This window comes from Rhodococcus sp. 114MFTsu3.1, from assembly GCF_000383555.1.
Classification (GTDB): domain Bacteria; phylum Actinomycetota; class Actinomycetes; order Mycobacteriales; family Mycobacteriaceae; genus Rhodococcoides; species Rhodococcoides fascians_E.
In genome coordinates this window covers 18597-43489 of record NZ_KB911557.1, presented here as the reverse complement: position 1 = coordinate 43489, position 24893 = coordinate 18597, and the positions used below count along the sequence as shown (strand labels likewise).

Here is a 24893-nt window from a genome sequence, read left to right as displayed (position 1 = left end):
AGGTAGAACTCCTAAATACCGAGGTAGGCAGCCTTGACGCGATCGTCGTGTGCGAGCTCGGAACCCGTACCGGTCAGCACGATCGAGCCGCTCTCGATCACGTACGCGCGATCCGAGATGTCCAGAGCCTGGGCCGCATTCTGCTCGACGATCAGCACGGTCACTCCGGTGTCTCGGATCCGTACGATCGCCTCGAGAACTTGTGCTGCCAGTTTGGGGGCGAGACCGACCGACGGTTCGTCGAGCGTGAGCACTCGCGGTTTCGCCATCAGCGCCCGGCCGATCGCCAACATCTGTTGCTGACCGCCGGACATGGTGTCGGCACGTTGGCCGCGACGCTCGGCGAGGATGGGAAACAGGTCGAACACCTGGTCCATCGACGCCTTCACCGATGCGCGTTTCTGCGTGTAAGCACCCATCTCGAGGTTCTCGACGACCGGCAGGCTCCCGAACAGCGCGCGGTCCTGCGCGACGTGAACCAGGCCCGCCTGCACGATACGATCGGCGCGCATTCCATGAATGGGTGTGCTGTCGAGCATGATTCGACCCGCAGTCGGCGCGACCAGTCCCGACAGTGCGCGCAGCGTCGTCGTCTTTCCCGCACCGTTCGCCCCGATGAGCGACACTATCTCGTTCTGCTCGATGGACAGGTCGAGTCCGTGCAGGATCTCCAGTCGTCGGTAGCCGGCGTGCAGGTTGTCGATCTCGAGCATCATGCGGTTTTCTCCTCACCGAGATATGCCTCGACGACGCGACTGTCCTCGACGACGGTCCGTGGATCTCCTGACGTCAGCACTGCTCCCTCGTGCATCACCACGAGCCGCTCCGACAGGGCCATGACGGCGGCCATGATGTGCTCCACGAAGAGGACGGTCTGCCCCTCGCTGTGCAGGGTTCGAAGCAGCTCGATCATCGGCGCCCGCTCCGCCGGCACCAGACCGGCGAGAACCTCGTCGAGCAGCACCACGCGGGGTTCCACCGCCAGCGCCCGGGCCAGTTCGAGGCGCTTGAGGCCGGCCGTCGACATCGCCGACACCTTGCCACCGACGTGGTCCGAGAGCTGCACTCGATCGAGTACCTCGAGAGCGTGCTTGCGGGCATCCTTGCGTGAGCGACGCTTGGACAATGCTGCGACAGTGACGTTTTCCAGCACCGACATGGACTCGAACGGTCGCATCAACTGGAACGTGCGTACGAGTCCGCTGCGCGCGATCTTGTTGGCGGGCCACCCCGTGATGTCGGTACCGTCGAAGATCACGCGACCTTCGGTGGGCGGCTGTTCGCCGGAGAGCAGCGAGAACAGGGTGGTCTTTCCGGCTCCGTTCGGTCCGATGATGCCCAGGAACTCGTGCTCCGGGACGTCGAGAGTGACGTCGCGGACGGCATGGATACCCGAGAACGACTTACTCAAGCCCTCGATGGACAGCAGGCTCATCGAAACCACCTCTCTCGGACAGTGCCGAAGATGCCCTTGGGCAGGAAGATGACGATCAGAATCAGGATCACCGAGTAGACGGCCACGTCCAGACCGATGGCACCGTCGAGGAATCCGAGGAACTCCGGTGGGTTGCGCAGGAGCTCGTTGATGACCTCGGACAGTGGACCGATCACGGCCGCGCCGATGACCGGCCCCCAAATGGTGCCGATTCCACCGATGACGGCCGGGACGATGGCCTCGACCGAGACCGCAGAGCCGAACGCCTGCTCCGGCCCGACGAAGAAGTAATACTGCACGTAATAGACACCGGCTACGGCGGTGAGTGCGCAACTGGCTGCGACGGCGATCAGTCGGTACTTCATGGTGTCGATGCCCAACGACGCAGCGGCAGTGGCGTCGTCACGGACGGCCTGCACGAACTGCCCGGCACGCGAACGCACGTAGAAGATCGTGCCGAGCACGGCGAGCGCGAGGATGACCAACGGGATCCAGATGTAGTTGGCGCTGCCCTTCTCGAACTGCAACATCCACCACGAATCACGCGGCAGAATCGGTACATTGAAGCCCTCGGTCTTGTTGAAGACGTCGAGGTTCTGCACGAGCAGCAAGAACATCTGCGCGAAGGCGAACGTGGCCAATGCGAAGTAGGACCCGGCGAGTCGGTACCGCAGGCACAGATAGGCAAGCAGAGTGCCGACGGATGCCGAGAGCGCAGCAGCGACAACCATCGAGATCCATGGTGAAATGCCGTGATCGACCAGCAGGTAGGCGCCGGTGTATGCGCCGATGCCGAAGAATGCTGCGTGGCCGAAGCTGAACATGCCACCGAAGCCGCTCATGATGTTCCATGCGACGGCCATGATGCCGAAGATGAGCGTGCGCACGGCAACGGTCTGCGCTTGCTCGCCGAGGACGAGCGGAAGTGCGGCGACGACGACGAATCCGACGGCGAGAGTGATCACTTGGCGTCGCAGCCAGGTGTCCTTCAGCCGGACGTCGTCGGGTGCATTCATGGGTGCTGACACAGTGGCTGTCATCGGCGGGCTCCGTACAATCCTTCGGGCTTGAGAAACAGGACGAGGATGAAGACCGCGAACACCAGGATGAGCGAACCGGTTCCAGGGAGGTAGAGCGCGCCGACCGTCTGTACCAATCCGATGACCAGTCCTCCGACAACCGCACCGACGACGCTTCCGAGCCCGCCGAGCACGACGATGACGAACGCCAGGATGGTGAACTGCTCACCCACGGACGGCGTGAGACTGGTGAACGGAGTCATCAATCCCCCGGCAACGGCAACGCAGGCGGCACCGATACCGAAGGTCAGCGCGTAGACACGGCCGATGTCGACGCCGACAAGTTTGGCACCCTCGGAGTTCGACGCCACGGCCCGGATCGACAATCCGAGAGGAGTGCGTTTGAGCACGGCGGTCAGCGCTACCGCGACCATGGCGGCCCCGATGAAGGCGAGCACCCGCGGCCACGATGCGACGGCGCCGAGAATCGACAACGAGCCGTCGATCGGCGCCTGCACGGACTGTGGCCGACCGCCGAAGACCATGAGCAACACGTTGATGATGAGGAGCGAGAGGCCCAGAGTCACGAGGAGCGGTCCGTCGTGGCTACCGCTGATCGTGAGCTTGGTCAGCAGCGTCGCCTGCACGATCATGCCGAAGACGAACATCACCGGCACTGCGAGAACGGTGGCCAGATAGACAGGCATACCCGCCGTCGACAGTACATAGACGATGTACATCGCCATCGTCAGCATTGCACCCTGAGCGAAGTTGACGATGCCGAGAACACCGAAGATCAGGGTCAGACCGACCGAGATCAATGCGTACACGCCGCCGAGAAGGAGGCCCGAAACGACGGACTGTGTGACGAGTCCCTGGTCCTTTCCACCCACCAGATAGATGACGGCCATGATCACGACGATGGCGCCACCCACGGTGACCGCAGGGTTGGAACCGACGAGGCCGCTGCGCTTCGTGGCGGCGCTGGTCGTGGGTGCCGCAGTCACTGTCCGGCTCCTACCGGGAACTGGATTGCGTCCGTCGCGAATTCCTCCGGGAAGACCTGCGCGATGGCACCGTCTCGAACCTGCATCACGATGACGGTCGCGTTCTTGTTCTGACCGGTCTCGTCGAACTCGATCGGTCCGTCGAATGCGAGCAGCGGATCCTCGATGGAGATGCCCGCGATCGCCTCGCGCAGTGCTTCGGGATCGGCGTCTGCGCCGCCTTCGAGTCCGGCCGCAATGACCTCGACAGCCTGATAGGACAACATCGAGGCGGTCTCCATCGGGCGACCGAATTGTTCCTCGAATCGAGCTCGAATCTCGTTGGTGCGCTCGCTCGTTGCGTCGTAGTGATAGTTGGCACTCAGCACACCGTCACCCGCCGTTGCCGCGTCGGCAGGGAACGAGCTGTCGTCGAACGCGCCGTTGGCGATTCCGTACACGCCCTTGACGTTCAAGCCGAGCTGCTCGACCGCTCTGGCGATGAGGAGTCCGTCCGGATAGTAGCCGGTGGCCACGATGACGTCGGGATTGCTCACCGCGGCTTCGCGAACCTGAGTGGTTGCGTCCGAGAAGTTGGTTGCGGGATAGGTGATTTCCTGCACCGAGGAGATGCCCTGGTTGGCAGCTTCTGCTTCGAAGGCATCGAAGACGCTGTCTCCGAACGATCCCTCGATGTGCAAGTAGGACACCTTGTCGATGGTCTGGCCGGTCTGCTCTTCGATTGCGGCCAGTGCCTTCGCCCCGTCGGTACCCATGCTGGAAGCGTTGGGCTGCATACGGAACGAGTACTGATACCCCTGATCGAGAATCTTGTCGTCGACTGCGACGTCGATGACGAGCGGCACGCGAGATCGCTCGGCGACGGATGCGACGTTCTGAGTCACGTCGCTCTGGTACGTACCGATCAGTGCAACGGCCCCGTCGTCGATGAGGCGCTGAGCCTCGCTCTGCCCGACCTCTGCCTTGCCCTGACTGTCACCGGAAACGAGCTCCAACTGGCGTCCGTCGAGCGAGGCGATGCCGCCGGCCGCGTTGATGTCCGCCACTGCCAGTGCCGCACCGTCGTTCATCAACCCGCCGACACCCGCAAGGGCGCCGGTCGTGGGATGAACGGACCCGATCTTGATGGCGCCGGAGTCGTCGGACCCCGACGACGATCCGCACGCTGCTGCTCCCACTACCGCGACGGCTGTCAACACGCCTACGAGCTTCTTCATTGCGATTCTGCCTTTCGCGCCCACTAGGCACCGAGTCGAACCGCTGCCCGTCGCTCAGAGCGTTCCGCTCAGCGCACCGGACCAACGGTGATCAAATTCCCTGCGTCCGAGTATGGCACGCGTCACGGCCTTACAACAGGGTCTATCGTGACTTTCTTGTTAAGTGTATGGTTCGCTCAGCGGAACGGACAGGGCACCTCGTACCGTATCGCCGCACGTTCCCCTCCAATCGGGAAGGATGGCCCGCATGGTCATGCCGCCGAGCCACAACAGACCGAGTGCACGACACCTTGCCGAAACATCAACCGGCACAGAGTCGGCAGATCGTGTTGCCGACGTGTTGCTGGCCTTCGCCCAATCCGATCGCGCGCTGGGCGTATCCGAGATTGCTCGACGCCTGCACCTGAGCAAGGCCGTCGTACACCGCATCTTGCAGTCCCTCGCTTCGCGATCGATCGTTCAGCCCATGGCAGGCGAGTCGACGTATTCACTGGGACCCGCGGCAATCGGTTTGGGTACGAAGGCATGGAGTCAGCTCGACGTCCGAACGATTGCGGCACCGGTGCTGCGAGCACTCCGCGCGGAAACCCGCGAAACGGCGACGTTGTCCGCGCTCGTCGGTCACCGACGGGTTTACCTCGACCAATACGAGAGCCCGCAGGAAGTCAAGATGGTCGTCGAGATCGGGCCTCAGTACCCGCTGCACTCGGGCGCCTCCAGCCGCGCGATCCTTGCATTTCTTCCCGAACACTTCGCCGTCGAAGCACTGGGTGAACTCTCGAGCAGCAACCCCGATACCGACGCGGATGCATTCTTCTCCCGGCTCGCCGAGATCCGCGACCTCGGGTATGCGACGTCGATCAACGAACGCAAGACCGGGGCTGCGTCCATCGCAGCGCCGTTCTTCGACGGCGCTGCACACGTTCTCGGGTCGGTGAGCTCCTCCGGACCCGCCTTCCGTTACTCGTCCACCGCCGACGACGAGCACTTCGCCCATGCCCGCCAGGTTGTCAATGCCGCGCGGTCGATCACTCACCTACTGGAAGCTCGAGCCGCTCGATGACTCTCACCGTTCCACGGTCGTTCCTCTACGTTCCCGCGGTCAAGCCGTCACTCTTCGACAAGGGGATCGACGGCGAGTCCGATGCAATCATTCTCGATCTGGAGGATGCGGTTCCACTGGATCGGAAAGACAGTGCACGACGCGACGTCGCGAAGTGGCTGAAGTCTCGACGATTCACGGGCACGCAGGTGTGGGTACGCGTCACGCCTGAGTTTCTGGCCGCCGATCTCGATGCCGCGGCCAGGACCGGCGTCGACGGGATCATGATCGCCAAGTGTTCGGTCGACGCAGTGGCGCAGGCGGATTCGATGCTCACCGAACTCGAAGAGAAGCGGGGTCTCGATCACCTCGGAGTCATCGGGCTGATCGAAACTGCGGGTGCACTGCGGTCACTCCCCCGGATGGCCGAGCGCGGCAGGGTGCGGACCTTCGGTATCGGCGAGGTGGACCTGCTCGCCGACCTGAGGATAGCCCGAACGCCCGAGACTGCAGGTGTGATCGACGGCTTGCGGTCGGAAGTCGTCGTGGGATGCGCCGCTGCAGCTCTCGCAGCACCGGTTGCCCCGACGTCGACGGACTTCCGTGACCTCGACGGCTTCGTCGAAACTACAGCGCACTTCGTGAACATGGGTTTTCGCGCACGAACTGCCCTGCACCCCAAGCAGGTTCCGGTCATCAACGCAGCGCTGACTCCGTCCGGGGACGACGTCGCCCGAGCGCACCGCCTGATCGAGCTGTTCGATCTGGCTCAGGGCGGTCCGACGGTGGACGACCAGGGCCGATTCGTGGACGAGGCCGTCGTGCGCGGAGCTCGCGAGATCCTGGACCGCGCGTGAAGCCCGGTGGCACGGTCGACGGGCAGACCGTGCCACCGGAGATCAGACCACCCGAGTCAACGGCTCGAGCAGCGTTCCGACATCGGTGAGCTCGGACAAAGCCTGACACCGAGCGGCGAGTTCCGTCAGCTCCGATTCCGACAAGTACGGCCCGGCGTTCGCGCGGAACTTCGCTGACACCTCGTCGAAGGACAACGGCCGCTGCGGACCACCGCGGGTAGTGAGGACCTCCTCCACCACGATCGATCCATCCGTCAGCGTCGCCGTCAGCACCGCCGGGAACTGATGCGGAAAGATGGCGTCGCACTGCGGATCCGGCACGACGTCGACCTTGGCCATCAAGTCGCGACGATCCGCCGCGTTGGCGTGGGCGTCCGAGTAGTCCTCGAGCGCGGCGCCTAGACCGCCGCCGCCGAACATACCGACGGCCACTGCATACGGTCCGCTGAACTGCGCCATGTACCCCGTTGTGGGCGTGCGCTTGACGTCGATGGGTTCACCGATGGTCCGCAGATTCGCCGCGGGCACACCGAGAACCAACTTCGTGACATCCGACGGCGTGATCCCGCGTCGGCGAAGCGCGGCACCTGCGTCGACAGCGGCGTGCGTGAAGTGGTTCGCTGGGTACGGCTTGAAGAAGATGGCCGGAACCGCCCACTCCTCGCCGAGACCGTCGACGATCTCGGAGGCCCTGGCAGGCTGGTGCAGCCACGCTTCGTAGAACCCGAATCGACCTTCCAACACGGTCGGAGGGCCCGTGATCCCGTGTCGCGCGAGACCTGCCGCGGCAAGTGCGGAATGCGCCGCCCACCCGCAATGCATGCGCTTGACGGTTCCACCGGTGCGATTCGCCTCGATGATTCCCGACGCCATCGACGCGGCGATTCCGAGAGTGTCGACGATCGTGTCCTCCGATGCCCCGCCTATGACCGCCGCCGCGACGGCGCCGCCCATCGCGCCGCAGATCGACGTCGCATGTTGGCCGTGTTCGAAGAACACAGAGTTCTTCGTTTCGGGATCGAATCCCGCCATACCGAGTCGAACACAGACTTCCAGCCCGATGGCGATGCCGCGGACCAGGGTTCTTCCGTCGGCGCCGTGCTGCTGAGCGGCGGCCAGAGCTGCGGGGACAACGCTGGCACTGGGGTGCAGGATCGACGGCAGATGGGTGTCGTCGAAGTCGAGCGAGTGGGCGAGGACCCCGTTGACGAACGCCGCCATCGGTCCTGGCAGTGCGCTCTCGACCCCGATTGCGAAAGCGGCTGCCGCACCGCCCTGCTCGGTTGCCCAGGCGATGGCCGCCCGTGACGTGTCGAGGTCCGTCGCGGCAATCGCGATGCCCAACGTGTCCAGAACGCGCATGCCGACACTGCTGATCACATCGTCGGGCAGGTCGTCGACATCGGTGTTCGCCGCGAACCGCGCGATGTGCTGCGCCAAGGTTGAATCGGTCATGCGTTGCTCACCGCCAGCGGACGGACCGGAGATCCGGTTGCGCCGAAGATGTTCAATGGCACGAGAACGAACGTGAACTCGAACGTCTTCTTCGCCGACAGCTCTTCGAGATCGAGTGCCTCGACGATGTAGATGCCGCTCTCGACGAGCAGCACTCGGTGCGCAGGCAACAGGGCGTGGCCGCCACCCGGCGCGAGTCGCTCGAACGCAATCGTGTCTGCTCCGGCAGCGTGAATCTTTCTGGCAGCGAGCCACTGCGCGCCGGCTTCACCGACTCCCGGCACGCCGGACGGTCCGCCGACGTAGGCCTGCCCCTCGTCGAAGAGCTGTCCCCAGCCGCTCCGGATCAAGACGACGTCACCTTCGGTGACCTCGATTCCCTCGGCGTCACATGCTGCGTCCAGGTCTGCGACCGTGATCTCGTAGCCGCCGTCGCATCGGCCGACCCCGAGCACCGCGGGGATGTCCAACAGAACGCCGCGCCGCATCATCGGAGCGATCGTATGGACACCGTGCTCGACATACTTCCCGCCGAGGCACGACTGGCCGGCATCGGCACCCCCGTGCAACTTCCCGTCGTGCGACACGTGCGCGAGTGCGTCGATATGTGTTCCGACGTGCGTACCCGTCGTGATCATGTCGTTGGCGGCACTGCCACCGTCGGACCGCGTCATGTCACCGTGCCGCCTGGGCAACGTGTGCCAGAACTGCGGATGGTTGGGAGATTGCGGCATTCCTACCCGCAGTTGCCTTCCCAGGTCGACGATCTGCACCCCGGCCTGAACGGCCTGGAGGAGTTGATCGGGCATCGCCTTGTCTCCTTCGATCGAGCTCTACGTCTTCGATGACCGTTCCGCTCAACGAAACACAATTTCGAAGAGGGTTGCGGTAAAACTCAGGCTAGCACCGCAGATCGTCCCTGGACAGACCGTAATCGACTTCGTACGGTTCGAAGATGACCGATGAGACTACGTTTCTTTCAGCGGAACGCAACGAGCAACTGGCGATCATGGTGTGCCATCTACGCGATGGCGGGCTTCCGCCTGCACTTGCCGACCGAGGCCGGACGATCCTCCTGGACCTCCTCGGTGTCACCGTCGCTGGTGCACGCACGACAGAGATGAAGGCACTGACGTCGGCCTGGCACACGGACGCCGGCAGAACGATCCCGCTGGGGAGCACGAACGCCACCACCGTCGAGTCGGCCGCAGAACTCGACGCCATCGCGTCGTGCTGTCTCGAACTCGACGAGGGGAACAAGTATGCGGCGGGGCATCCTGCTGCCCACGTCGTTCCGGCCGCCATCGCGGCGGCGCGCCTGTCCCCTGCTGCGGTCGACGGTCAGGCGTTCCTGGCCGCAGTCCTGGCGGGATACGAGGTGGCTGCCCGCTTCGGTTACGCACTCACCCGCGACCCTCGCTGGCATACGCACGGCCACTGGGGCGCGACGGGAGCCGCCGCCGCCGCCGCTTCGATCCGCGGAGCCGACACGAACCGCGTTGCCGCAGCGATCGATGCGTCGTCGGCCCTCGTGCACGTTGCCCCGTGGGCCGTCGTGCTCGACGGGAACTTCGCGCGAAACTTGTGGATGGCCGGGGCCGTACGAGCTGGGCTCGACGCATCGCGACTGGCGTCCGCCGGCCTCGTGCACAACTCCGGTGCCGTGGCGCACACACTCGGTGACATCGTGGGCACGCTCGATCTGGATCGTCTCACGGAGGGGCTCGGCGATCGGTGGCTCACGCTCGAGGGATATGCGAAACAGCATGCAAGCTGCTCCTACACGCACGCGGCCGTCGACGCCGTACAAAGTCTGCGGTCGACCGCATCCTGGACAGCCGACGACGTCGAATCGGTCCGGGTGCGCACTCATTCACTCGCCGAGCCGTTGTTCCAGCGACACCCGAACACGCGCCTCGGTGCCATGTTCTCGTTGCCCTTCGTCGTTGCTGCGGCGTTCGTCAGCGACGCGATCGACAGCGAGGCCCTCGATCCCGACGGGCGAACGTTCCGCGAGGCCGGGCGATTCAGCGCCCGCGTCAGCGTGAACTCGGCCGACGAATTGGACGTCCTGCTCCCCCAGCGACGGGCCGCCGAGGTGACGGTGGTGCTGCGCAGCGGCGACGTCGTCAGCGCCTCCACACCCAATCCCGTCGGCGACGTCGACCATTTCCCGATGGACTACGACGCCGTCCACGGCAAGATCGCACGGCTCATCGGCTCGACCGATGCCGACCGACTCGCCGCTCTCGTCGACCGCCTACCAGCCACCGACGATATCGCCGCGCTGCTGTCCACCATCCCTTTGTGCGGGGAAATGTAGGCTACCGCCTACATTTCCGCGCACACCGACGCGCCCGCTCCGGCCCGGGCGGTGAAGATCGTCGGGTCCGGGAAACCCCGCTCGGCGATGTCGGACGTCACCGATGTGGTGATGCGGTCGACGTCGGGTGCCGGAACGAGTGCGATCACGCATCCTCCGAAGCCGCCCCCGGTCATGCGTGCGCCGAGAGCTCCGTGTACACCGAGTGATTCGGCGATGAGATCGATGTGGGGTGTGGTGATCTCGAAGTCGTCGCGCATCGAGGCATGGGACTGGTCCATCAGAGTTCCGACTCGACGAAAATCACCGCTCGCCATGGCTTTCGCGCACTCGAGTACGCGTTGATTCTCGCTGAGGACGTGACGAACTCTCGCCCGGTCGACCGAATCCCCTATCCGCTCCAGAACGTCCTCGCCCTGCACGTCTCGCAGTGTTTCGACACCCAGCTCCCGCGCCGCGCGGGTACACGACTCGCGACGTGCCCGGTACTCCCCGGTCGAGTGCTGATGCGCTGCATTGGAATTGACAACCAGCAGTACCAGATCGTGCGCGTCGAGCTCGAACGCAACCGGTTCGACGGACGAGGTCTCGAAGTCGATGAGCAGCGCCCGGTCGACCTCGCCGCCCAGAGACGCCAACTGATCCATCAGGCCCGTCGGCGCACCGACGAAATCGTTCTCACCGCGCTGCGCGAGCCGTGCGACGTCCAGACGGTCGAGTTCGGTGCCGGTGGCCGCGTTCATACTCAGGAGCACGGCGCATTCGAGGGCCGCCGAGGAGGACAGACCCGCTCCGATGGGCACGTCGCTGTGAACGCTCATCGCGCCTCCGACGACGGGGTGTCCCGCCTGCGCGAGCGCCCAGACCACACCGGCCGCGTAGGACGCCCAGCCGTCGACGTCGCCGGGCTGCGCGGTCACGTCGAACGCGGAACCGACGCCCTCTTCGTCGCTGGCCAGCGTGATTCGGTCCGACCCGTCCGGCTCGAACGTCACCGTGGTGCGTTCCTCGAGCGCGATGGGCATCGCGAAACCGAGGTTGTAATCGGTGTGCTCGCCGATCAGGTTGATCCGCCCGGGCGCGTACGCCGTGTGCGTGGTCACAATGCCTTCAATCTGTCGGCCATCTGCTCGGGGGTGACGTCGGTGATGAACGCGTCCATGGCCGATTCGGATCCGGCCAGGTACTTGAGTTTGGTCTCCGACCGTCGCACCGACATCAGCTCGATGTGAAAGTACCCGTCCGCCTGGATTCCGTCGGACCGATACTGGTGCAGGGCCGAGATGTACGGCAGCGGTGCCGGATACATCCTGTCGAAACGGCCCAGAACGTCGAGGTAGACGCCGGTCAGCGAGTCGAGTTCGTCCTCGGTCAGATCCAACAGACTGTGGACGTGTCGATTCGGGTAGATGTGCACCTCGACGGGCCAGCGAGCCGCGAACGGAACGAATGCCGTGAAGTGCTCGCCGGACACCAGCACCCTACGACCGTCGGCGATCTCCTGCCCGAGAATGTCGGCGAACAAGTTGCGTCCGTGGACCGCGGCGAACTCGCGAGCCTGACGCAGCATCGACGTCGTCCGCGGCGTCAGGTACGGGTACCCGTAGATCTGCCCGTGCGGATGAGACAACGTGACGCCGATGTCCTCCCCTCGGTTCTCGAAACAGAAGACCTGTTCGATACCGTCGCGTCCCAACAGATCTGCGGTTCGCTCGCGCCACACGTCGACGACAAGACGTGCATGGTCGTGAGACAGATCAGCGAATGACGCGGTGTGATCACTGGAGAAGCAGATGACCTCGCAGCGCCCGATTCCGGGAGCCTGCAGATCACCGTCGTGCAGAATCGGTGCATCGGGGCCTGCGTGCGACAGGCTCGGAAAGCGATTCTCGAACACGACCACGTCGTAATCCGCTGCGGGAACTTCACTTCGGTCTCCGCCCGGCGACGGACACAGAGGGCACTGATCTGCGGGCGGCTTGTACGTGCGGTCCTGCCGCAACGCCGCGATCGCAACCCAATCACCGGTCTGACGGTCACGCCGTACCTCCGACTGCGCCCCGTTCGGTCGCGCGGCCAGAGGTCGAACGTCCGGAACCGGGTGAGCGACGTGGCCGGGCAACGAGAAGAAGAGGATCTCCCGGCCGTCGGCGAGATCGGCTCGAACGGGGTGCTGCGTGGTCATGATTTCTCCGTCTCGGCTACCAGGATGTTCTCCACGTGCGGCGCCAGCGCGGCCCTGTCGGCCACGTCGAGACCGTCGTCGACGACGAGTGTGTCGATGTCCGACATTCGCCCGAACACGTTGGTGCCCACTTCTCGATACTTGGTGTTGTCCGCCAACACGAACAATCGTCGACTGGTTGCGATGAGCCGACGATTGGTCTCGGCCTCGGCGATGTTCGGTGTGGTCAAGCCGGATTCGATGTCGAAACCGTGCACACCGAGGAACACTGCGTCGACGCGGAACACGTCGAGAGCTGCGTTGGCGATCGGCCCGACGAGCGCGTCCGACGGGGTGCGTGAGCCGCCGGTGAGGTAGACGACAGGATTGGGCTCGTCGGGGTGCCCGGTGAGCTCCTGGAAGATCGAAATCGAGTTGGTGACAACGGTGATGGCGTCGCGGCCCCTGAGCAGTCTCGCCAGTTCCAGCGTCGTGGTGCCGGCACTGACGGCGATGGTCATTCCGTCCTCGACTGCTCCGAGGGCGGCACGGCCGATAGCGACCTTCTCGGCGTGCTGCCGTGCTGCCTTCGCCGTCGACGGTGGCTCGATACCTCGGTTCCCTCGCACGATCGCACCGCCGTGGACCTTGCGCAGCACTTGACGCTCGTCCAGAACGTCCAGATCACGCCGGATCGTCATCTCCGAGACGCCCAGGAGATCGGCCAGTTCGACCACCTTGACTGCGCCGTCGGTATGCAGCGCCGCCAGGATCGCGGAGTGTCGTTCCGCTGCCAGCATCGGCACCTACCTCTGATTTCGGGGCACGACTGAATCGGTGCACCAGCGACCTTGATGAATCGAACATTACCAAACAGAACCGGACACAAATGCGGGAACGGATGTACGTAATTGTTTGAACCTGTTACTTTGTGTTCACATCGCTCACACCAGTGAGCCAGCTCACTCAACCAGGGAGGTTGACGCGTGACGTCGACTCTTGCGGCAGAAGGCGTGCTTTCGTTCAACACGAACGCGCTGGACTACGTGCTCATCGCCGTGTACTTCGTGTTCGTTCTCGGGATCGGCTACGTCGCCCGCCGACAGCTCTCCACCAGCTTGGACTTCTTCCTTTCGGGACGCAGACTCCCCGCGTGGGTCACCGGCATCGCCTTCGTGTCCGCGAACCTCGGCGCCGTCGAGATCATGGGCATGTCCGCGAACGGCGCCCAGCTGGGCCTCGCCACCATGCATTACTACTGGATCGGTGCGATCCCCGCGATGCTGTTCCTCGGCATCGTGATGATGCCGTTCTACTACGGCTCCAAGGTGCGCAGCGTCCCCGAGTTCATGCGCAAACGATTCGACACCAAAGCCCACCTCGTCAACGCCATCAGTTTCGCCGTCGCACAGATTCTCATCGCGGGCGTCAACCTGTTCCTGCTGGCCACCGTCGTGAAAGTCCTTCTCGGATGGTCACTGTGGGTCTCACTCATCGTGGCCGCAGCCATCGTGCTCACCTACACCGTCCTCGGTGGCCTCTCCGCAGCGATCTACAACGAGGTGCTGCAGTTCTTCGTCATCCTCGCCGCCCTGGTTCCGCTGACGGTGATCGGTTTGATCAAGATCGGCGGGTGGTCCGGCCTCAAGGACAAGGTCGTACCGACGGTCACCGACGGCACCGTCACTGCATCGGCGGGAGAACAACTCTCGTCGTGGCCGGGGCAAGCGCTGAGCGGGTTCGACTCACCGATCCTGTCCGTGATCGGCATCGTGTTCGGTCTCGGATTCGTCCTGTCCTTCGGATACTGGACGACCAACTTCGTCGAGGTACAGCGCGCGATGGCGTCGAGCTCGATGTCCGCAGCGCGGCGCGCACCGATCATCGGTGCGATCCCGAAGATGCTGGTGCCCTTCGTCGTCGTGGTCCCCGGCATGATCGCTGCCGCCGCGATCGGGGACATGATCAACCTGAAGGAGAACGGAACCGGCGACATCACGTACAACGACGCGATGCTGCTGATGATGCGAGACATCCTCCCCAACGGCCTACTGGGCGTGGCCGTCGCCGGCTTGATGGCTGCCTTCATGGCAGGTATGGCCGCGAACATCTCCGCCTTCAACACCGTCTTCAGTTACGACCTGTGGCAGCAATACATCGTCAAGAACCGCGAGGACGGTTACTACATCACCGTCGGTCGCGTCGCGACTGTCGCCGCAACGATTCTCGCGATCTTCACCGCGCTCATCGCGTCGGGCTACTCCAACTTGATGGACTACCTGCAGACGCTGTTCGGGTTCTTCAACGCTCCCCTGTTCGCCACCTTCATCCTCGGTATGTTCTGGAAGAAGATGACGCCCGCAGCCGGATGGATCGGACTTGTCTCGGGCACGTCGGCAGCGGTCCTCGTCTTCATTCTGTCCGAAGTCGGCGTGATCAACCTTCCAGGACAGGGCATGCCGTTCGTCGCGGCGTCGGCTGCATTCGTCGTCGACATCGTGGTCAGCATCGGCGTCAGCATGGTGACACAGCCGAAACCGGTGAAGGAACTCGTCGGATTCGTCTACTCGGAAACTCCGCGAGACATGTTCACCGACCCCGAAGACGCCACGAACCCCTGGTACAAGCGACCGGTTCCCCTGGCAGGCTTCGCGCTCGGCCTCGTCGTCGTCCTCAACATCGTCTTCCACTAGAGGAGAACCGGAAATGACTACACCCGACAAGAATCCCGGCCTGGTGGCGCGGTTGTTCGACATCCGCTCCGTCATCGGCGCACTGCTCGGCATCTACGGGATCCTGCTGACCCTCGCCGGCCTGTTTCCATCTGTCTTCGGTAACAAGACCCACTCGTCGCCGTCTAACAACGTCGTCGACATGAGCGTCGGTACCAGCGCCAACCTGTGGGTCGGACTGGTGATGCTCGCAATCGCACTGATCTTCGGCGGCTGGGCAATCGCCCGTCCCGCAGTCGTGGGCGACGCACCGGGCGAATAGCGCCCCGGGTGAGTGGGGACGCGTCTCGACGGACACGTCCCCACTCACCCGCAGGGTCACAACAGACCCCTCAACTCGGCCGCGCCTGCTCTGAGAAAACGCACGAGCGCGTCGTTGTCCGGCGATACTCGGCCCGCAATTCCTTGCAAACACAGACCGCCGACGACCTCGGACCCCGCATCACGGACCGGAACCGCGAGGGCCGCTCGGCCGATGCGCGATTCCTCGTTCTCGAACGACAATTCGGCCGCAAGGATTTGCGCAATATCGGCGTGCAACGACAACCCATCCACGACGGTACGAGCGGTGACGGATCTCAGTTCGAGGCCGTCCAGGCACCGAGGCCGGTAGGCCAACATCAGCTTGCCCGCAGCGTGTGCGTGCAGGTTTCGGGAAATCGTCGCTGCGGAGACCACCTCGTGATCCGGATCGGTGTCGACGGTCCGCAATGTTCCACCCCGAAACGATGTGACGTACAAGCCGTGCCGTGTCTCGCCGCGCATGGCGTCGACCACCTGGGCGACGGAACGAACCGGCTCGGTGCCGGTCGCCGCGTATGCGAGTTCGGACGTCCGGCGACCCAATGCGAAACCCGACAGGTCCGGGGTTCGCGCCAGGAAGCCGTCGGCGACGAGGTAATTGAGCATTCGATACGCCGTGGCCGGAGGCACGTCCGTGTGTGCAGCGATCTGTTTGGCGGTCACGCCCGCTCCGAGATATGCCACCGCCTCGAGCATCGCGAGCGCTTTCTGAACAGCCTTCGGCTGCTGTCCTCCGAAGCCCGTCCCCGAACCTCGTTGTCTCTCGGCCCGGCCCGATGCACCCAACGCCTCACGTCGTTCGGTCGCCACGGTCACCGCCCGCGAGGACTCGGCGTGAGGACGGGCCGACCGGTGTCGTCGATTTCGAGTGATGCCGATCCCGGCAAAAGATCCTCGGTCTGCACGCTGTCGAAAACGCCGATGGCATCGATACTTCCGGGACGGAAACGACGGAGGATCGCGAACCACACCGATCCCGACGCCGCCAGACCGACGCACCAGAGGATGTACAGCCAGGCGCCCAGCCGACCGGTGTCGATGACGGTGACCACCAGCAGACCCGCACCGGCCGCGGCGGCGAGTACCCCGCACGATCTGGTGAAGGCGGTGTGTTCGTCGATGCGTTCGAGGAAACGCAGAGCCGCTACGGCCAGCATCGTGTAGCCGAGGATGAGCGCGATCTCGACCACCACGTCGTAGTTGTCCGGGGCGTGATCCGGGTCGTGCCACACAGAACCGATCAACGACGCCACGACGAAGAGGGCGACGGCGGCGTGAGGCGTACGGAATCTCGCGTGCACACGCTCGAACATTCCGGGGATGACTCGTTCGAGGCTCATCGAGAACAGCAGACGTGAACCTGCCTGCGCGAAACCGAGAGTCGACGCGATCCACGACGAACACACTCCGACGTTCACCGCCAACACCAGAGCTGCGCTCGCGCCGGACTCGGTGCCGCCGAAGTACGCGCCGAGCAGCACTCCCGCGTGTCCGGTCATTCCTGCCCATCCCGCGAAAACGTAGAGTGCCCCGACGAGCATCGGCGTCACCAGAACAGTGGATGTCACCGTCCGCAACGGTTTTCGTGCTTCCGGACCGAAAAACGCGGCGCTCTCGAACCCAGCCAGGCTCAGAATCGTCTGCATTGCCAGAAACAGCACGAACCCGATCGGCGCGGACGCGGACGAGGTGCCCACCGCTGTTTCGACAGGTGCCTGCAGCATGAGGACGGATATGAGCACCAACGTGCACACCTCGATGACGAGAATCGTTCGCGCCGCGAAGCGAACACCCCGGATCGCAACGAGTCCGACGGCCGCCGCCACGACCACACAGGCGCCCGTCGACGACCATGACGGCAACGAGAGCCCCACTTCGTCGCCCAGCTTGACCAGGTTGGCACCCGCGTTGGACAACACCGAGATGGACACTCCGACGTATCCCACGAGCAACGCGGCTCCCGCTGTCAGAGTCGCACGCTTGCCCAGTCCGTGCGCCACGAAGCTGTACAACGAACCCGACGCTGCGAGCCTGCAGGTGAACTGACGGATGCACAGCGACACCAGAGCCATCACGAGGGTCGCGCCGACGATCGCGGCCATCCCGCCGACCCCGTTGTGAGCCGACGACATCCACAACGCGATGAAGACCATGCACGTCGCGGGCGCCATCGTCGACATGGATTGCCCGACCAGGTCGAACGGCGTCAGCTGCCTCCGACCTAGTGCGCTCAGAGGTGACCGAACGACATCGGTCGGCCGCTCGGTGAGCGCGGCCTCCCGTAGAGCTGCGCTCAGTGCGCTTGTGTTCATGTGCATCCTGGTGGAGAGGTGGACCTGTCCGGAGAAATGTACGACCACCCGGTTGCACCCGTGTTTCGTCGATGACGGTTGTGCAACGTTCAAGTGAGAATCTCACCGAAGAATCTGCGCCGGGCGAACTCGTTATGTGTCCTGCGCCACTTCCCCACCGCCGGCGCTTCGTCTACCAGGGGCATCCCGAGGTTTCTTGTTTCACACGGGGCAGACGAGCACGTAACGCAGCAGAAGCAACCGCGTCGCATCGCACTCCCATGCTGTGAACCGACCACTCGAACAACTCGGGTCGGTGCAAGGAGAAAGTGAGGGCGCACGATGGTCTGGGCAGCTCTTTCCAGCGTGATCGGTGCGGTTCTGTTGGTGGCCGGGCTTCCGAAGGTACGTGACCGCGCGCGGATGATCCGTGTCGTCCGCGGATACAAGGTCCTGCCCGACGGCATGGCCGCGGTGGTCGGAAGCGCCCTGCCGTACGTCGAGATCCTTCTCGGGATCGCGCTGATCCTCGGTATCGTTCCGGCCCTGACCGGGTCGCTGTCGGCACTGTTGTTCGCGGCCTTCTTCGTCGGCCTGACCATCAACCTGATCCGCGGACGTCGAGAACTCGATTGCGGGTGCTTCGCGTTCGGAGGCGGTACCGACGAGATCGAACACATCGGGTGGTGGCATTCGACGCGCGCAGCAACGCTCGCGATTGCCGGTTCGGCTGTTGCGCTCGCTCCCTCCATCACCGTCGTGGAACGCATCACCGGTGCAGGGGTCGGCGTGTTCGCCGTGACCGTCGTGTGTGTCGGTCTGTACGTCCGCTCGTTCATGTCGTTCGGTCGCCGCCCCATCGACGACTACCTGACCAACGCCGCCATCGAGATGCGCGCCGTCTCGACCATCAGCCGTTACTGACCACCACCACTCGAAAGGCCCACTCCTCATGACCGTCTTCCTCACCACCATGGTCGTCCTGCTGGCCGCGGCCGTCGTCGGACTTCTGCTGATGATTCTCGGGCTCGCCCGCGAAATCGGGCGCGTACAAGTACGTCTCGGTCCTCTGGGCGCCCGCATGATGGACACCGGACCCAAGATCGAGCAGGTCGGCCCGACGTTCCACGGCCTGAAAGATCATGTCGGGCGAACGGTCAGCGTCGCAGGCCACCGGGACCGTCCACAGCTCTTGTTGTTCACCGCACCAGGGTGCTCGACATGCAAGTCGTTGCTTCCCGGTATGAAGGCAATGGCGAAGGGCGAGAGCGACGTAGACATCGTCGTGATCTCCGACGGTACGCCGGAAGAACACGCGGAATTCCTCGCCGGCGCCGGCATCGGAAGTGAGATGAGCTACGTCGACGGACGCGACGTCGGCATCGCCTACCAGGTCGGAACCACTCCCTTCGGAGTCATGCTCGACGAGCACGGCAAGATCAAGGCCAAGGGCCTGTGCAATCACATGGCGCAGGTCGAAAGCTTGCTCAACGCACTGGAATCCGGCACACCTTCCCTGCAGCACCTTCACACCCAGGCCGCTGCCAACCGCGGCGTCGCTTGATTTTTCGCCAACCGAACAAGGACGGAGAACACATGGATCATCAGGACCACGACCACAGCGATCACGCGAACCCCACCGAACAGCGATATCCCGTTGACGAAAGCGTCGTCGCAGAGCAAGCCGAGTGGATGGCAGGCCGCGGCGGTAGTTTCGCGAGTCGATCAGGGCGCAAGCTTTCCGAGCGTGTCTCACGCCGATCGATGATCTCCCGTATCGGGCGCTGGACCCTCGGCGCATCAGGAGTGGCCATCGTCAGCTCGCTCCCGGTGTCGCGTGCGTACGCCCAAGAAACACCGTCGGCCCCGACCCCGGAGCCCCAGGTTCCCGAGTACGACGGCAGCAACCCGGCCGAGTGCGACTACTGGCGCTGGTGTTCGATGGACGGAACGTCCTGTGCTGCATGTCAAGGCGGCGGATTGACCACGTGCGCACCGGGATCCAAGCCCGGCGCGGAGTTCTGGGTCGGCTGCTGCACCAACCCGGCAGACGGAAAGACTTACCTCATCGCGTACTACGACTGCTGCGGAGCCCCCAGCTGCTCCAACGCATTCTGCGGCGAGCCGGACATGCAAGCATCGATGTACAACCCCGTCAGCGGCAGCTACGACCAGGAAATCATCTGGTGTGTCTCGGACGAGTCTCAGGCATACACCTGCACCATGGCTCCGATCGTCGGCGCCGACTGCCAGGCACGCCCCGCTGCGCGCCCGAAGGTGGGTGCGGGCTCGTGACACGACACAGCCGCAGAGCAGCCATCGCGGTCGTTCCGGTCGCGGCACTGCTCGCCGTCACCTCCTGCAGTTCTTCCAGCGAGGACACCGAGGAGTCCGCATCGTCGACCGAGGTGACCTACCCCACCGTCGAATTCACCGTTCCAGGTGAGGGGATCGGCCTCGGGGAGGAAGACCAGGAGATCACCGGCCAGATTCCCGAACCGTTGCACGTCGCAGAGATCACCCCGATCGGCGCCGATCAGATCCTCGGCATAGAAGGCGGCTTCGGCAAACTCGAGATGACCGTCAACGCGCTCGATCCGGCAACGGGTGAAGTCACGACACGAATCACGGTCGGACCAGGCATCTGGGATCCAGTCGTACACGGATTCGTCGGAGACAGCGCGAGCGACCCCGCCGTCATCGCCGCCGAAGTGTGGCGCCCACGCGGATCACGAGGAGCAGCGGACTTCACCGTGAGCACCTACTCCGGGAATCTCCTCGAGCCGAAGGAAGCCTCGCTCCCCGACGTTGCCCGTGTGCACTCCCGCGAAGGATCGAACGCGGTCACCTCCGACGGCAAGTACTTCGTCAGCTGGGACGACGGCCTGTACGGAATCCGAGTCGTCGACCTCGAAGCGGGCACGGAATCCGGTGCCATCCGCATCGTCGGGTGCGGCCCGTTCACCTGGATGGTCGGGCACGACCTGTACAGCGTCTGCGAAGACACCCGGGAACTGTTGCACGTCAACATCGGCGAGGACGGCGTACCGACCGAAGTCGGACGCGACAAGGTGCTACCGGACGACTTCGTCAGTGCCCGGAAGACCACGTTCGCCGAGGAAGCCAAGAAGGCATTGCTGGTCAGCGAGAACGGTGACGTGTACCTCTTCGACGTGTCGGGCGGACTGCCCACCGACACCGTTCCGCCGATCGGCAACGCGGGCGACCCGTCGGGACGGTTCTCGGAGAACGTCGTCAACGCCGACGCCAGCCGAATTGCCATCAGTTACACCGACAGCATCGTCCATCCGGACTCCGCGCGCGGGGGGTCCGTCGCCAAGGTCGTACTCTTCGACGCCGCCAACCTTGCACCGGTGAAGTCGTTGGCCCTGGCGGACATGGGTATCGAGAGTTTCTCGTCCATGGCGTACAGCGTCGACGGCAAGACGTTCTACGTACTCGGCGACGGGCAGGAGGTCGACGGCGAAGCACCACAGAAGCTCGTCGGGTTCGACGCCTCGACCGGCGCGCAGGTCAGTTCGGTGGACATCGACGGCGCCGTCACGCCGATCACCGACCTGATCACACCCGAGGTGATGGAGTGACTCGACCGGACCCCCGGTTGATGCTAGGCCGACGCCGATTCCTGTCCCTGGCGACAGCAGGCGTCGGCCTGGCGGGAATCGGCGTACTCGGAGCGACCGGATGCAGCTCCTCGTCGGACGCTGCATCCGGCACGACCGACAAGCTCGACTACATCAAGCCCACCGACCCGGAGGTCGCAGCAGCGGAGGCTGCGCGGTCGTCCACCGGCAGAACGGTTGCGTACGCACTTGCTGCCGGGTTCGGGACCGTCGACCTGGGTGGCCGGTTCGTCGACACCTGGACTTACGGGACCGGTGCGCTCGCTCCCGAGATCCGATCGACCGCAGGCGACACCGTGCGCGTGTCGGTGACGAACTCGCTGCCGTCCGACACCAGCATCCACTGGCACGGAATCCGCATCCGTAACGACATGGACGGCGTGCCGCCGGTAACGCAGGACGCCATCGTGCCCGGTTCGACGTTCGACTACTCGTTCGTTGCACCGGATCCTGGAACATATTGGTATCACTCGCATTCCGGACTTCAGGCCGACCGCGGCTTGTTCGGTGCACTGATCGTGGAGGATCCCGACGACACATCCGGGGCCGACGCCGATGCCGTCCTCGTGCTCGACGACTGGGTGGACGGCATGGGGACGAGCCCGGACGCGGTCATGGCTGCACTGAACCCCGATCTGCACGGCGGTGGCCATGCCGGACACGGCGGCGCGAACGCTCCGATTCCTGTCGGCGCCGACGAAGCCACCGTTGCAACTGCATTGACGTCGACAGGCCACGGAGATTCGCAGGCGCTCGGCGGGATGACGCAGCACATCGCTTACCCGATGCACCTGATCAACGGTCGACCGCCCAACGACCCCGCAGTGGTCGAGGCTGCACCGGGTTCGCGCCTGCGTTTACGCATAGTCAACGCGGGAGCGGAGACGCCGTACAGATTCGCAGTTGCCGGTCACCGTATGACGATCATCGCGGTCGACGGTTACGACGTCGTGCCCACCGAGGCCGACGCCATCCTCGTCGGGATGGCGCAACGCTACGACGTGATGGTCACAGTGGCGTCGGGTGCATGGCCGATCGTCGCTGCGGTGGAGGGCCGCCCGGGATATGCGTCGACGGTGCTGCGCACTACTGATGCGGCGCCTCTGACCGATCCCGATGTGGGAGGGTCCATCCCCGAACTCGGCCGCGAGCTCGTGCTCGAGAGCTCGCTGCGTCCTGCCGCGAAGACCGTACTGACCCCCAAGTCTCCCGACCGCGACTATCGGGTCGACCTGTTGCAGGCCGGCGACCGGTACGTGTGGGCAATGGCCGGGGCAGACGCAGGCAAACTCGTGATGAAACAGGGTGAACGCGTTCGAATCACGATGAACAACACGTCGACCATGTGGCATCCGATGCACACACACGGTCACACGTTCGCGGTGCCCGAGTACGGCGGACTCCGCCGAGACACCGTCAACGTACTGCCCGGCACATCGCTCGCCATCGAATTCGACGCCGACAACCCTGGCGAGTGGATGTTCCACTGCCACAACGCTTACCACTTCGAAGCCGGTATGACGGCCAACTTGATGTACATCCGATGAGAGGTAACCCATGAAGAAATTTCTGATTCTGACACTCGCGCTGGCGGCCCTGTTCGGATTCACCGCCTGCAGCAGTGATTCCGGGAGCGACGAGCCGGCTGCCACCGTCCGCGTCGAGAACATGAGCTACAGCCCGGCGTCGGTGACCATCAAGAAGGGCGAGACGGTCAAGTGGGTATTCGACGACAACGGGCTACCCCACGACGTCGTCGAATCGAGCAACGAGACATTCAAGAGTGAACTGCTCACCGAGGGCAGCTACACCTACACCTTCGAGGAGGCAGGCACATTCGACTACCACTGCACCCCGCACCCGATGATGCTCGGCACCGTCGTCGTCGAGGACTGAGAACCGCCGTGTCGATCTCGATTCTGCTGCTCGCCTCCGGGTGTGCGTCCGAACCCGACATCGACGCGACCGTGCTCGTGAGCAACGTCGATTCGAACCGCAGGAGGTGTTCGTTCCCGTCGGGGGCACCGTCGAATGGCAGTTCGACGATGGAGGACTTCTTCACGAGGTTCACGCCGACGGTGTCTTCGACAGTGGTGTCAACGGCGACAGCACATTTCGATTCACGTTCGACACGCCTGGTGACGTGGAGTACCACTGCTCGATTCACCCGTACATGTCCGGAACGGTTCACGTCGGTTGACGCGAGCCATGCACCGAGGAGGTAACAGATGACCACCATGATCGATCACACCGCACTGCAGCAGGATATGCCGCAGATCAGGCCGCCGCTCAGGGCGTCGGTAGGTCTCGGAAGCCGCACCCTTCTCGCGTCCGCCGCCGCGGCACTCGGCGCAGGCTCAGCACTTGTGTTCTCGCCCACGCCGGCAGCAAGCCTGACGGGCGCGGTCGTCGCGGCGGGAGCGATCACCGCTCTTGCGGCCAATTGGTCGACGTGCGGGATGTCCGTCGCCGGTGTCGTCGTGGCGCCCAAGCAGCCCGGACGCAGGGGTGCGTCGACTCCTGCGCGTCGGCTCGCCTGGCACGCACTGGGTTCCGTGACGACGGGGTCGATCACGGGTGCCGCCCTCGGCGCCGTCGGCGGATTCGTACTGGGCGTAGTGCCCGTCGCGCTTGTGCTCGGCGTGTGGGCTGCGCTGTCGTTGGCCTACGGTCTGCACGAAACGGGACTGCTGAAGATGCCGACACCGATGCGTCGACAGCAACTCCCTCGGCACCTTCGACGCAGCATGGAACCGTGGAAGGTGTCGTTGCTGTTCGGCGCCATCATCGGACCTGGTTTCCTGATCTACATCAGGTCCAGCGCGTACTACCTTCTGGCACTGGGAGTAGCGGCTGTGGGATCGCCCGCCCTGGGGGCTGCGATGTTCGTGACGGTATCGCTCGGTCGATGCATGCCCAGCCTGTTCGCCCTGCTGTACACCCGTCGAGGCGGTTCGATGCCCGGTTTCCTCTCCTTGATGTGCATCGTGGATCGGCGAGTCCAGGCCATCACCGGCGCTGTGTTGATCGGTCTCGCTGCCTTCGCCACCGTGGGGATTGTTTAGAAGCCCGTCGAACCGTCAATCCACGACTTCGAGCGGGGACAGCCCCTCGTTCCCAGAAGTCAGGTCGACCGGAAGGTTTTCGATGAGCATCAACGACGACGACATCACCACCAGCGGATCCGGCGGAGAAGGCCCCGCTGACGGTGGATCCAACCCCAACGGCCACGACGGCGGAGCCGACGGCACCGCAGGCCCGGGTGAAGGACCCGCAGACGGCGGATCCAACCCCAACGGCCACGACGGCGGAGCCGACGGCACCGCAGGTCCGGGTGAAGGACCCGCGGACGGCGGTTCCAACCCGAACGGACACGACGGCGGTGCGGACGGCTCGGCTTGAGC

Annotated in this window: 26 protein-coding genes; 14 read left to right on the top strand and 12 right to left on the bottom strand. The window is 64.2% G+C overall.

Going from position 1 to position 24893, the window contains the following annotated elements:
- Positions 1-11: 11 nt before the first annotated feature.
- From H292_RS0121670 to H292_RS27305, 5 genes are read right to left on the bottom strand one after another with little or no spacing between them, the layout of a single operon-like run.
- On the bottom strand, positions 12-716 hold the full coding sequence (locus H292_RS0121670) for an ABC transporter ATP-binding protein (protein WP_020112702.1): 705 nt from the start codon (positions 714-716) through the stop codon (positions 12-14).
- Positions 713-1435 (bottom strand): ABC transporter ATP-binding protein, encoded by a 723-nt coding sequence (locus tag H292_RS0121665; protein WP_020112701.1) that lies wholly within the window; start codon positions 1433-1435, stop codon positions 713-715. Before H292_RS0121665 ends, H292_RS0121670 begins: the two co-directional genes overlap by 4 nt.
- Positions 1432-2475 carry a branched-chain amino acid ABC transporter permease gene (locus H292_RS0121660; RefSeq protein WP_037138575.1) on the bottom strand — a complete coding sequence of 348 codons (1044 nt, stop codon included), beginning with the start codon at positions 2473-2475 and terminating at the stop codon, positions 1432-1434. The genes H292_RS0121665 and H292_RS0121660 overlap by 4 nt, the downstream gene beginning before the upstream one ends.
- Entirely contained in the window at positions 2472-3461 is a 990-nt protein-coding gene (locus H292_RS0121655) for a branched-chain amino acid ABC transporter permease (RefSeq protein WP_020112699.1), read from the bottom strand. Before H292_RS0121655 ends, H292_RS0121660 begins: the two co-directional genes overlap by 4 nt.
- Positions 3458-4678, bottom strand: a complete 1221-nt coding sequence (locus tag H292_RS27305) for an ABC transporter substrate-binding protein (protein WP_037138952.1) — start codon at positions 4676-4678, stop codon at positions 3458-3460. Before H292_RS27305 ends, H292_RS0121655 begins: the two co-directional genes overlap by 4 nt.
- Positions 4679-4841: 163 nt before the next feature.
- Between H292_RS27305 and H292_RS0121645 the strand changes: the two genes are divergently transcribed.
- Entirely contained in the window at positions 4842-5741 is a 900-nt protein-coding gene (locus H292_RS0121645; RefSeq protein WP_331271175.1) for an IclR family transcriptional regulator, read from the top strand.
- On the top strand, positions 5738-6577 hold the full coding sequence (locus H292_RS0121640) for an HpcH/HpaI aldolase/citrate lyase family protein (protein ID WP_020112696.1): 840 nt from the start codon (positions 5738-5740) through the stop codon (positions 6575-6577). The genes H292_RS0121645 and H292_RS0121640 overlap by 4 nt, the downstream gene beginning before the upstream one ends.
- A gap of 42 nt (positions 6578-6619) precedes the next feature.
- Here the strand turns inward: H292_RS0121640 and H292_RS27300 are convergent, their stop codons facing one another.
- Positions 6620-8032 carry an MmgE/PrpD family protein gene (locus tag H292_RS27300; RefSeq protein WP_020112695.1) on the bottom strand — a complete coding sequence of 471 codons (1413 nt, stop codon included), beginning with the start codon at positions 8030-8032 and terminating at the stop codon, positions 6620-6622.
- Positions 8029-8841, bottom strand: a complete 813-nt coding sequence (locus H292_RS0121630) for a cyclase family protein (protein ID WP_020112694.1) — start codon at positions 8839-8841, stop codon at positions 8029-8031. Before H292_RS0121630 ends, H292_RS27300 begins: the two co-directional genes overlap by 4 nt.
- A gap of 146 nt (positions 8842-8987) precedes the next feature.
- Between H292_RS0121630 and H292_RS27295 the strand changes: the two genes are divergently transcribed.
- Positions 8988-10355, top strand: a complete 1368-nt coding sequence (locus H292_RS27295) for an MmgE/PrpD family protein (protein ID WP_020112693.1) — start codon at positions 8988-8990, stop codon at positions 10353-10355.
- 8 nt (positions 10356-10363) lie between these two features.
- Here the strand turns inward: H292_RS27295 and galK are convergent, their stop codons facing one another.
- Genes galK through H292_RS0121610 form a run of 3 tightly spaced genes read right to left on the bottom strand, consistent with a single transcriptional unit; the run spans position 10364 to position 13319 of the window.
- Positions 10364-11458: a galactokinase gene (gene galK, locus H292_RS0121620; protein ID WP_020112692.1), complete on the bottom strand. Its 1095-nt coding sequence runs from the start codon at positions 11456-11458 to the stop codon at positions 10364-10366.
- The gene (galT, locus tag H292_RS0121615) at positions 11455-12540 is read right to left on the bottom strand and encodes a galactose-1-phosphate uridylyltransferase (RefSeq protein ID WP_020112691.1); all 1086 of its coding nucleotides are present in this window, start codon (positions 12538-12540) and stop codon (positions 11455-11457) included. Before galT ends, galK begins: the two co-directional genes overlap by 4 nt.
- Entirely contained in the window at positions 12537-13319 is a 783-nt protein-coding gene (locus H292_RS0121610; protein ID WP_019667681.1) for a DeoR/GlpR family DNA-binding transcription regulator, read from the bottom strand. Before H292_RS0121610 ends, galT begins: the two co-directional genes overlap by 4 nt.
- Positions 13320-13505: 186 nt before the next feature.
- On the opposite strand from H292_RS0121610, the gene H292_RS0121605 reads away from it, so the two are divergent.
- Positions 13506-15212: a sodium:solute symporter family protein gene (locus H292_RS0121605; RefSeq protein WP_371828052.1), complete on the top strand. Its 1707-nt coding sequence runs from the start codon at positions 13506-13508 to the stop codon at positions 15210-15212.
- 13 nt (positions 15213-15225) lie between these two features.
- Complete coding sequence (locus tag H292_RS0121600; protein WP_020112690.1) at positions 15226-15513, top strand: hypothetical protein; 288 nt, start codon at positions 15226-15228, stop codon at positions 15511-15513.
- Positions 15514-15569: 56 nt separating this feature from the next.
- Here H292_RS0121600 and H292_RS28230 read toward each other — a convergent pair whose 3' ends face one another.
- Together H292_RS28230 and H292_RS28225 are read right to left on the bottom strand one after the other, a co-directional pair.
- On the bottom strand, positions 15570-16370 hold the full coding sequence (locus H292_RS28230) for an IclR family transcriptional regulator (protein WP_020112689.1): 801 nt from the start codon (positions 16368-16370) through the stop codon (positions 15570-15572).
- Positions 16367-17866, bottom strand: coding sequence for an APC family permease (locus tag H292_RS28225; RefSeq protein WP_027498966.1), 1500 nt, complete (start codon positions 17864-17866; stop codon positions 16367-16369). The genes H292_RS28230 and H292_RS28225 overlap by 4 nt, the downstream gene beginning before the upstream one ends.
- Before the next feature lie 321 nt (positions 17867-18187).
- Here H292_RS28225 and H292_RS0121585 point away from each other — a divergent pair, with 321 nt between their 5' ends.
- The 9 genes from H292_RS0121585 to H292_RS0121545 all read left to right on the top strand — a co-directional run bounded on the left by H292_RS0121585 (position 18188) and on the right by H292_RS0121545 (position 24891).
- The gene (locus H292_RS0121585) at positions 18188-18769 is read left to right on the top strand and encodes a MauE/DoxX family redox-associated membrane protein (protein WP_020112687.1); all 582 of its coding nucleotides are present in this window, start codon (positions 18188-18190) and stop codon (positions 18767-18769) included.
- Positions 18770-18797: 28 nt separating this feature from the next.
- Positions 18798-19409, top strand: coding sequence for a redoxin domain-containing protein (locus tag H292_RS0121580; RefSeq protein ID WP_020112686.1), 612 nt, complete (start codon positions 18798-18800; stop codon positions 19407-19409).
- Between the two features lie 32 nt (positions 19410-19441).
- Complete coding sequence (locus H292_RS0121575) at positions 19442-20140, top strand: methylamine dehydrogenase light chain (protein ID WP_020112685.1); 699 nt, start codon at positions 19442-19444, stop codon at positions 20138-20140.
- Positions 20137-21450: a hypothetical protein gene (locus tag H292_RS0121570; protein ID WP_020112684.1), complete on the top strand. Its 1314-nt coding sequence runs from the start codon at positions 20137-20139 to the stop codon at positions 21448-21450. Before H292_RS0121575 ends, H292_RS0121570 begins: the two co-directional genes overlap by 4 nt.
- Positions 21451-21470: 20 nt before the next feature.
- Complete coding sequence (locus H292_RS0121565) at positions 21471-23036, top strand: multicopper oxidase family protein (RefSeq protein WP_020112683.1); 1566 nt, start codon at positions 21471-21473, stop codon at positions 23034-23036.
- 10 nt (positions 23037-23046) lie between these two features.
- Positions 23047-23385 (top strand): plastocyanin/azurin family copper-binding protein, encoded by a 339-nt coding sequence (locus H292_RS0121560; protein WP_020112682.1) that lies wholly within the window; start codon positions 23047-23049, stop codon positions 23383-23385.
- Positions 23386-23491: 106 nt separating this feature from the next.
- Entirely contained in the window at positions 23492-23689 is a 198-nt protein-coding gene (locus H292_RS27290) for a hypothetical protein (RefSeq protein ID WP_331271174.1), read from the top strand.
- Positions 23690-23717: 28 nt separating this feature from the next.
- Positions 23718-24554, top strand: a complete 837-nt coding sequence (locus tag H292_RS0121550; RefSeq protein ID WP_020112680.1) for a hypothetical protein — start codon at positions 23718-23720, stop codon at positions 24552-24554.
- An 82-nt stretch (positions 24555-24636) separates the two neighbouring features.
- Positions 24637-24891, top strand: a complete 255-nt coding sequence (locus tag H292_RS0121545) for a hypothetical protein (RefSeq protein ID WP_019667678.1) — start codon at positions 24637-24639, stop codon at positions 24889-24891.
- Positions 24892-24893: the final 2 nt, after the last annotated feature.

Coding starts and splice junctions, on each gene's coding strand:
- H292_RS0121630 (WP_020112694.1), bottom strand. CDS start 8,841: ATGCCCGATCAACTCCTCCAGGCCGTTCAGGCCGGGGTGCAGATCGTC.
- H292_RS27300 (WP_020112695.1), bottom strand. CDS start 8,032: ATGACCGATTCAACCTTGGCGCAGCACATCGCGCGGTTCGCGGCGAAC.
- H292_RS28225 (WP_027498966.1), bottom strand. CDS start 17,866: ATGAACACAAGCGCACTGAGCGCAGCTCTACGGGAGGCCGCGCTCACC.
- H292_RS27295 (WP_020112693.1), top strand. CDS start 8,988: ATGACCGATGAGACTACGTTTCTTTCAGCGGAACGCAACGAGCAACTG.
- H292_RS0121585 (WP_020112687.1), top strand. CDS start 18,188: ATGGTCTGGGCAGCTCTTTCCAGCGTGATCGGTGCGGTTCTGTTGGTG.
- H292_RS0121640 (WP_020112696.1), top strand. CDS start 5,738: ATGACTCTCACCGTTCCACGGTCGTTCCTCTACGTTCCCGCGGTCAAG.
- H292_RS0121565 (WP_020112683.1), top strand. CDS start 21,471: ATGCTAGGCCGACGCCGATTCCTGTCCCTGGCGACAGCAGGCGTCGGC.
- H292_RS0121580 (WP_020112686.1), top strand. CDS start 18,798: ATGACCGTCTTCCTCACCACCATGGTCGTCCTGCTGGCCGCGGCCGTC.
- H292_RS0121560 (WP_020112682.1), top strand. CDS start 23,047: ATGAAGAAATTTCTGATTCTGACACTCGCGCTGGCGGCCCTGTTCGGA.
- galT (WP_020112691.1), bottom strand. CDS start 12,540: ATGACCACGCAGCACCCCGTTCGAGCCGATCTCGCCGACGGCCGGGAG.
- H292_RS0121545 (WP_019667678.1), top strand. CDS start 24,637: ATGAGCATCAACGACGACGACATCACCACCAGCGGATCCGGCGGAGAA.
- H292_RS0121665 (WP_020112701.1), bottom strand. CDS start 1,435: ATGAGCCTGCTGTCCATCGAGGGCTTGAGTAAGTCGTTCTCGGGTATC.
- H292_RS0121575 (WP_020112685.1), top strand. CDS start 19,442: ATGGATCATCAGGACCACGACCACAGCGATCACGCGAACCCCACCGAA.
- H292_RS0121610 (WP_019667681.1), bottom strand. CDS start 13,319: ATGCTGGCAGCGGAACGACACTCCGCGATCCTGGCGGCGCTGCATACC.
- H292_RS0121600 (WP_020112690.1), top strand. CDS start 15,226: ATGACTACACCCGACAAGAATCCCGGCCTGGTGGCGCGGTTGTTCGAC.
- H292_RS0121670 (WP_020112702.1), bottom strand. CDS start 716: ATGATGCTCGAGATCGACAACCTGCACGCCGGCTACCGACGACTGGAG.
- H292_RS0121550 (WP_020112680.1), top strand. CDS start 23,718: ATGACCACCATGATCGATCACACCGCACTGCAGCAGGATATGCCGCAG.
- H292_RS27305 (WP_037138952.1), bottom strand. CDS start 4,678: ATGAAGAAGCTCGTAGGCGTGTTGACAGCCGTCGCGGTAGTGGGAGCA.
- H292_RS0121660 (WP_037138575.1), bottom strand. CDS start 2,475: ATGACAGCCACTGTGTCAGCACCCATGAATGCACCCGACGACGTCCGG.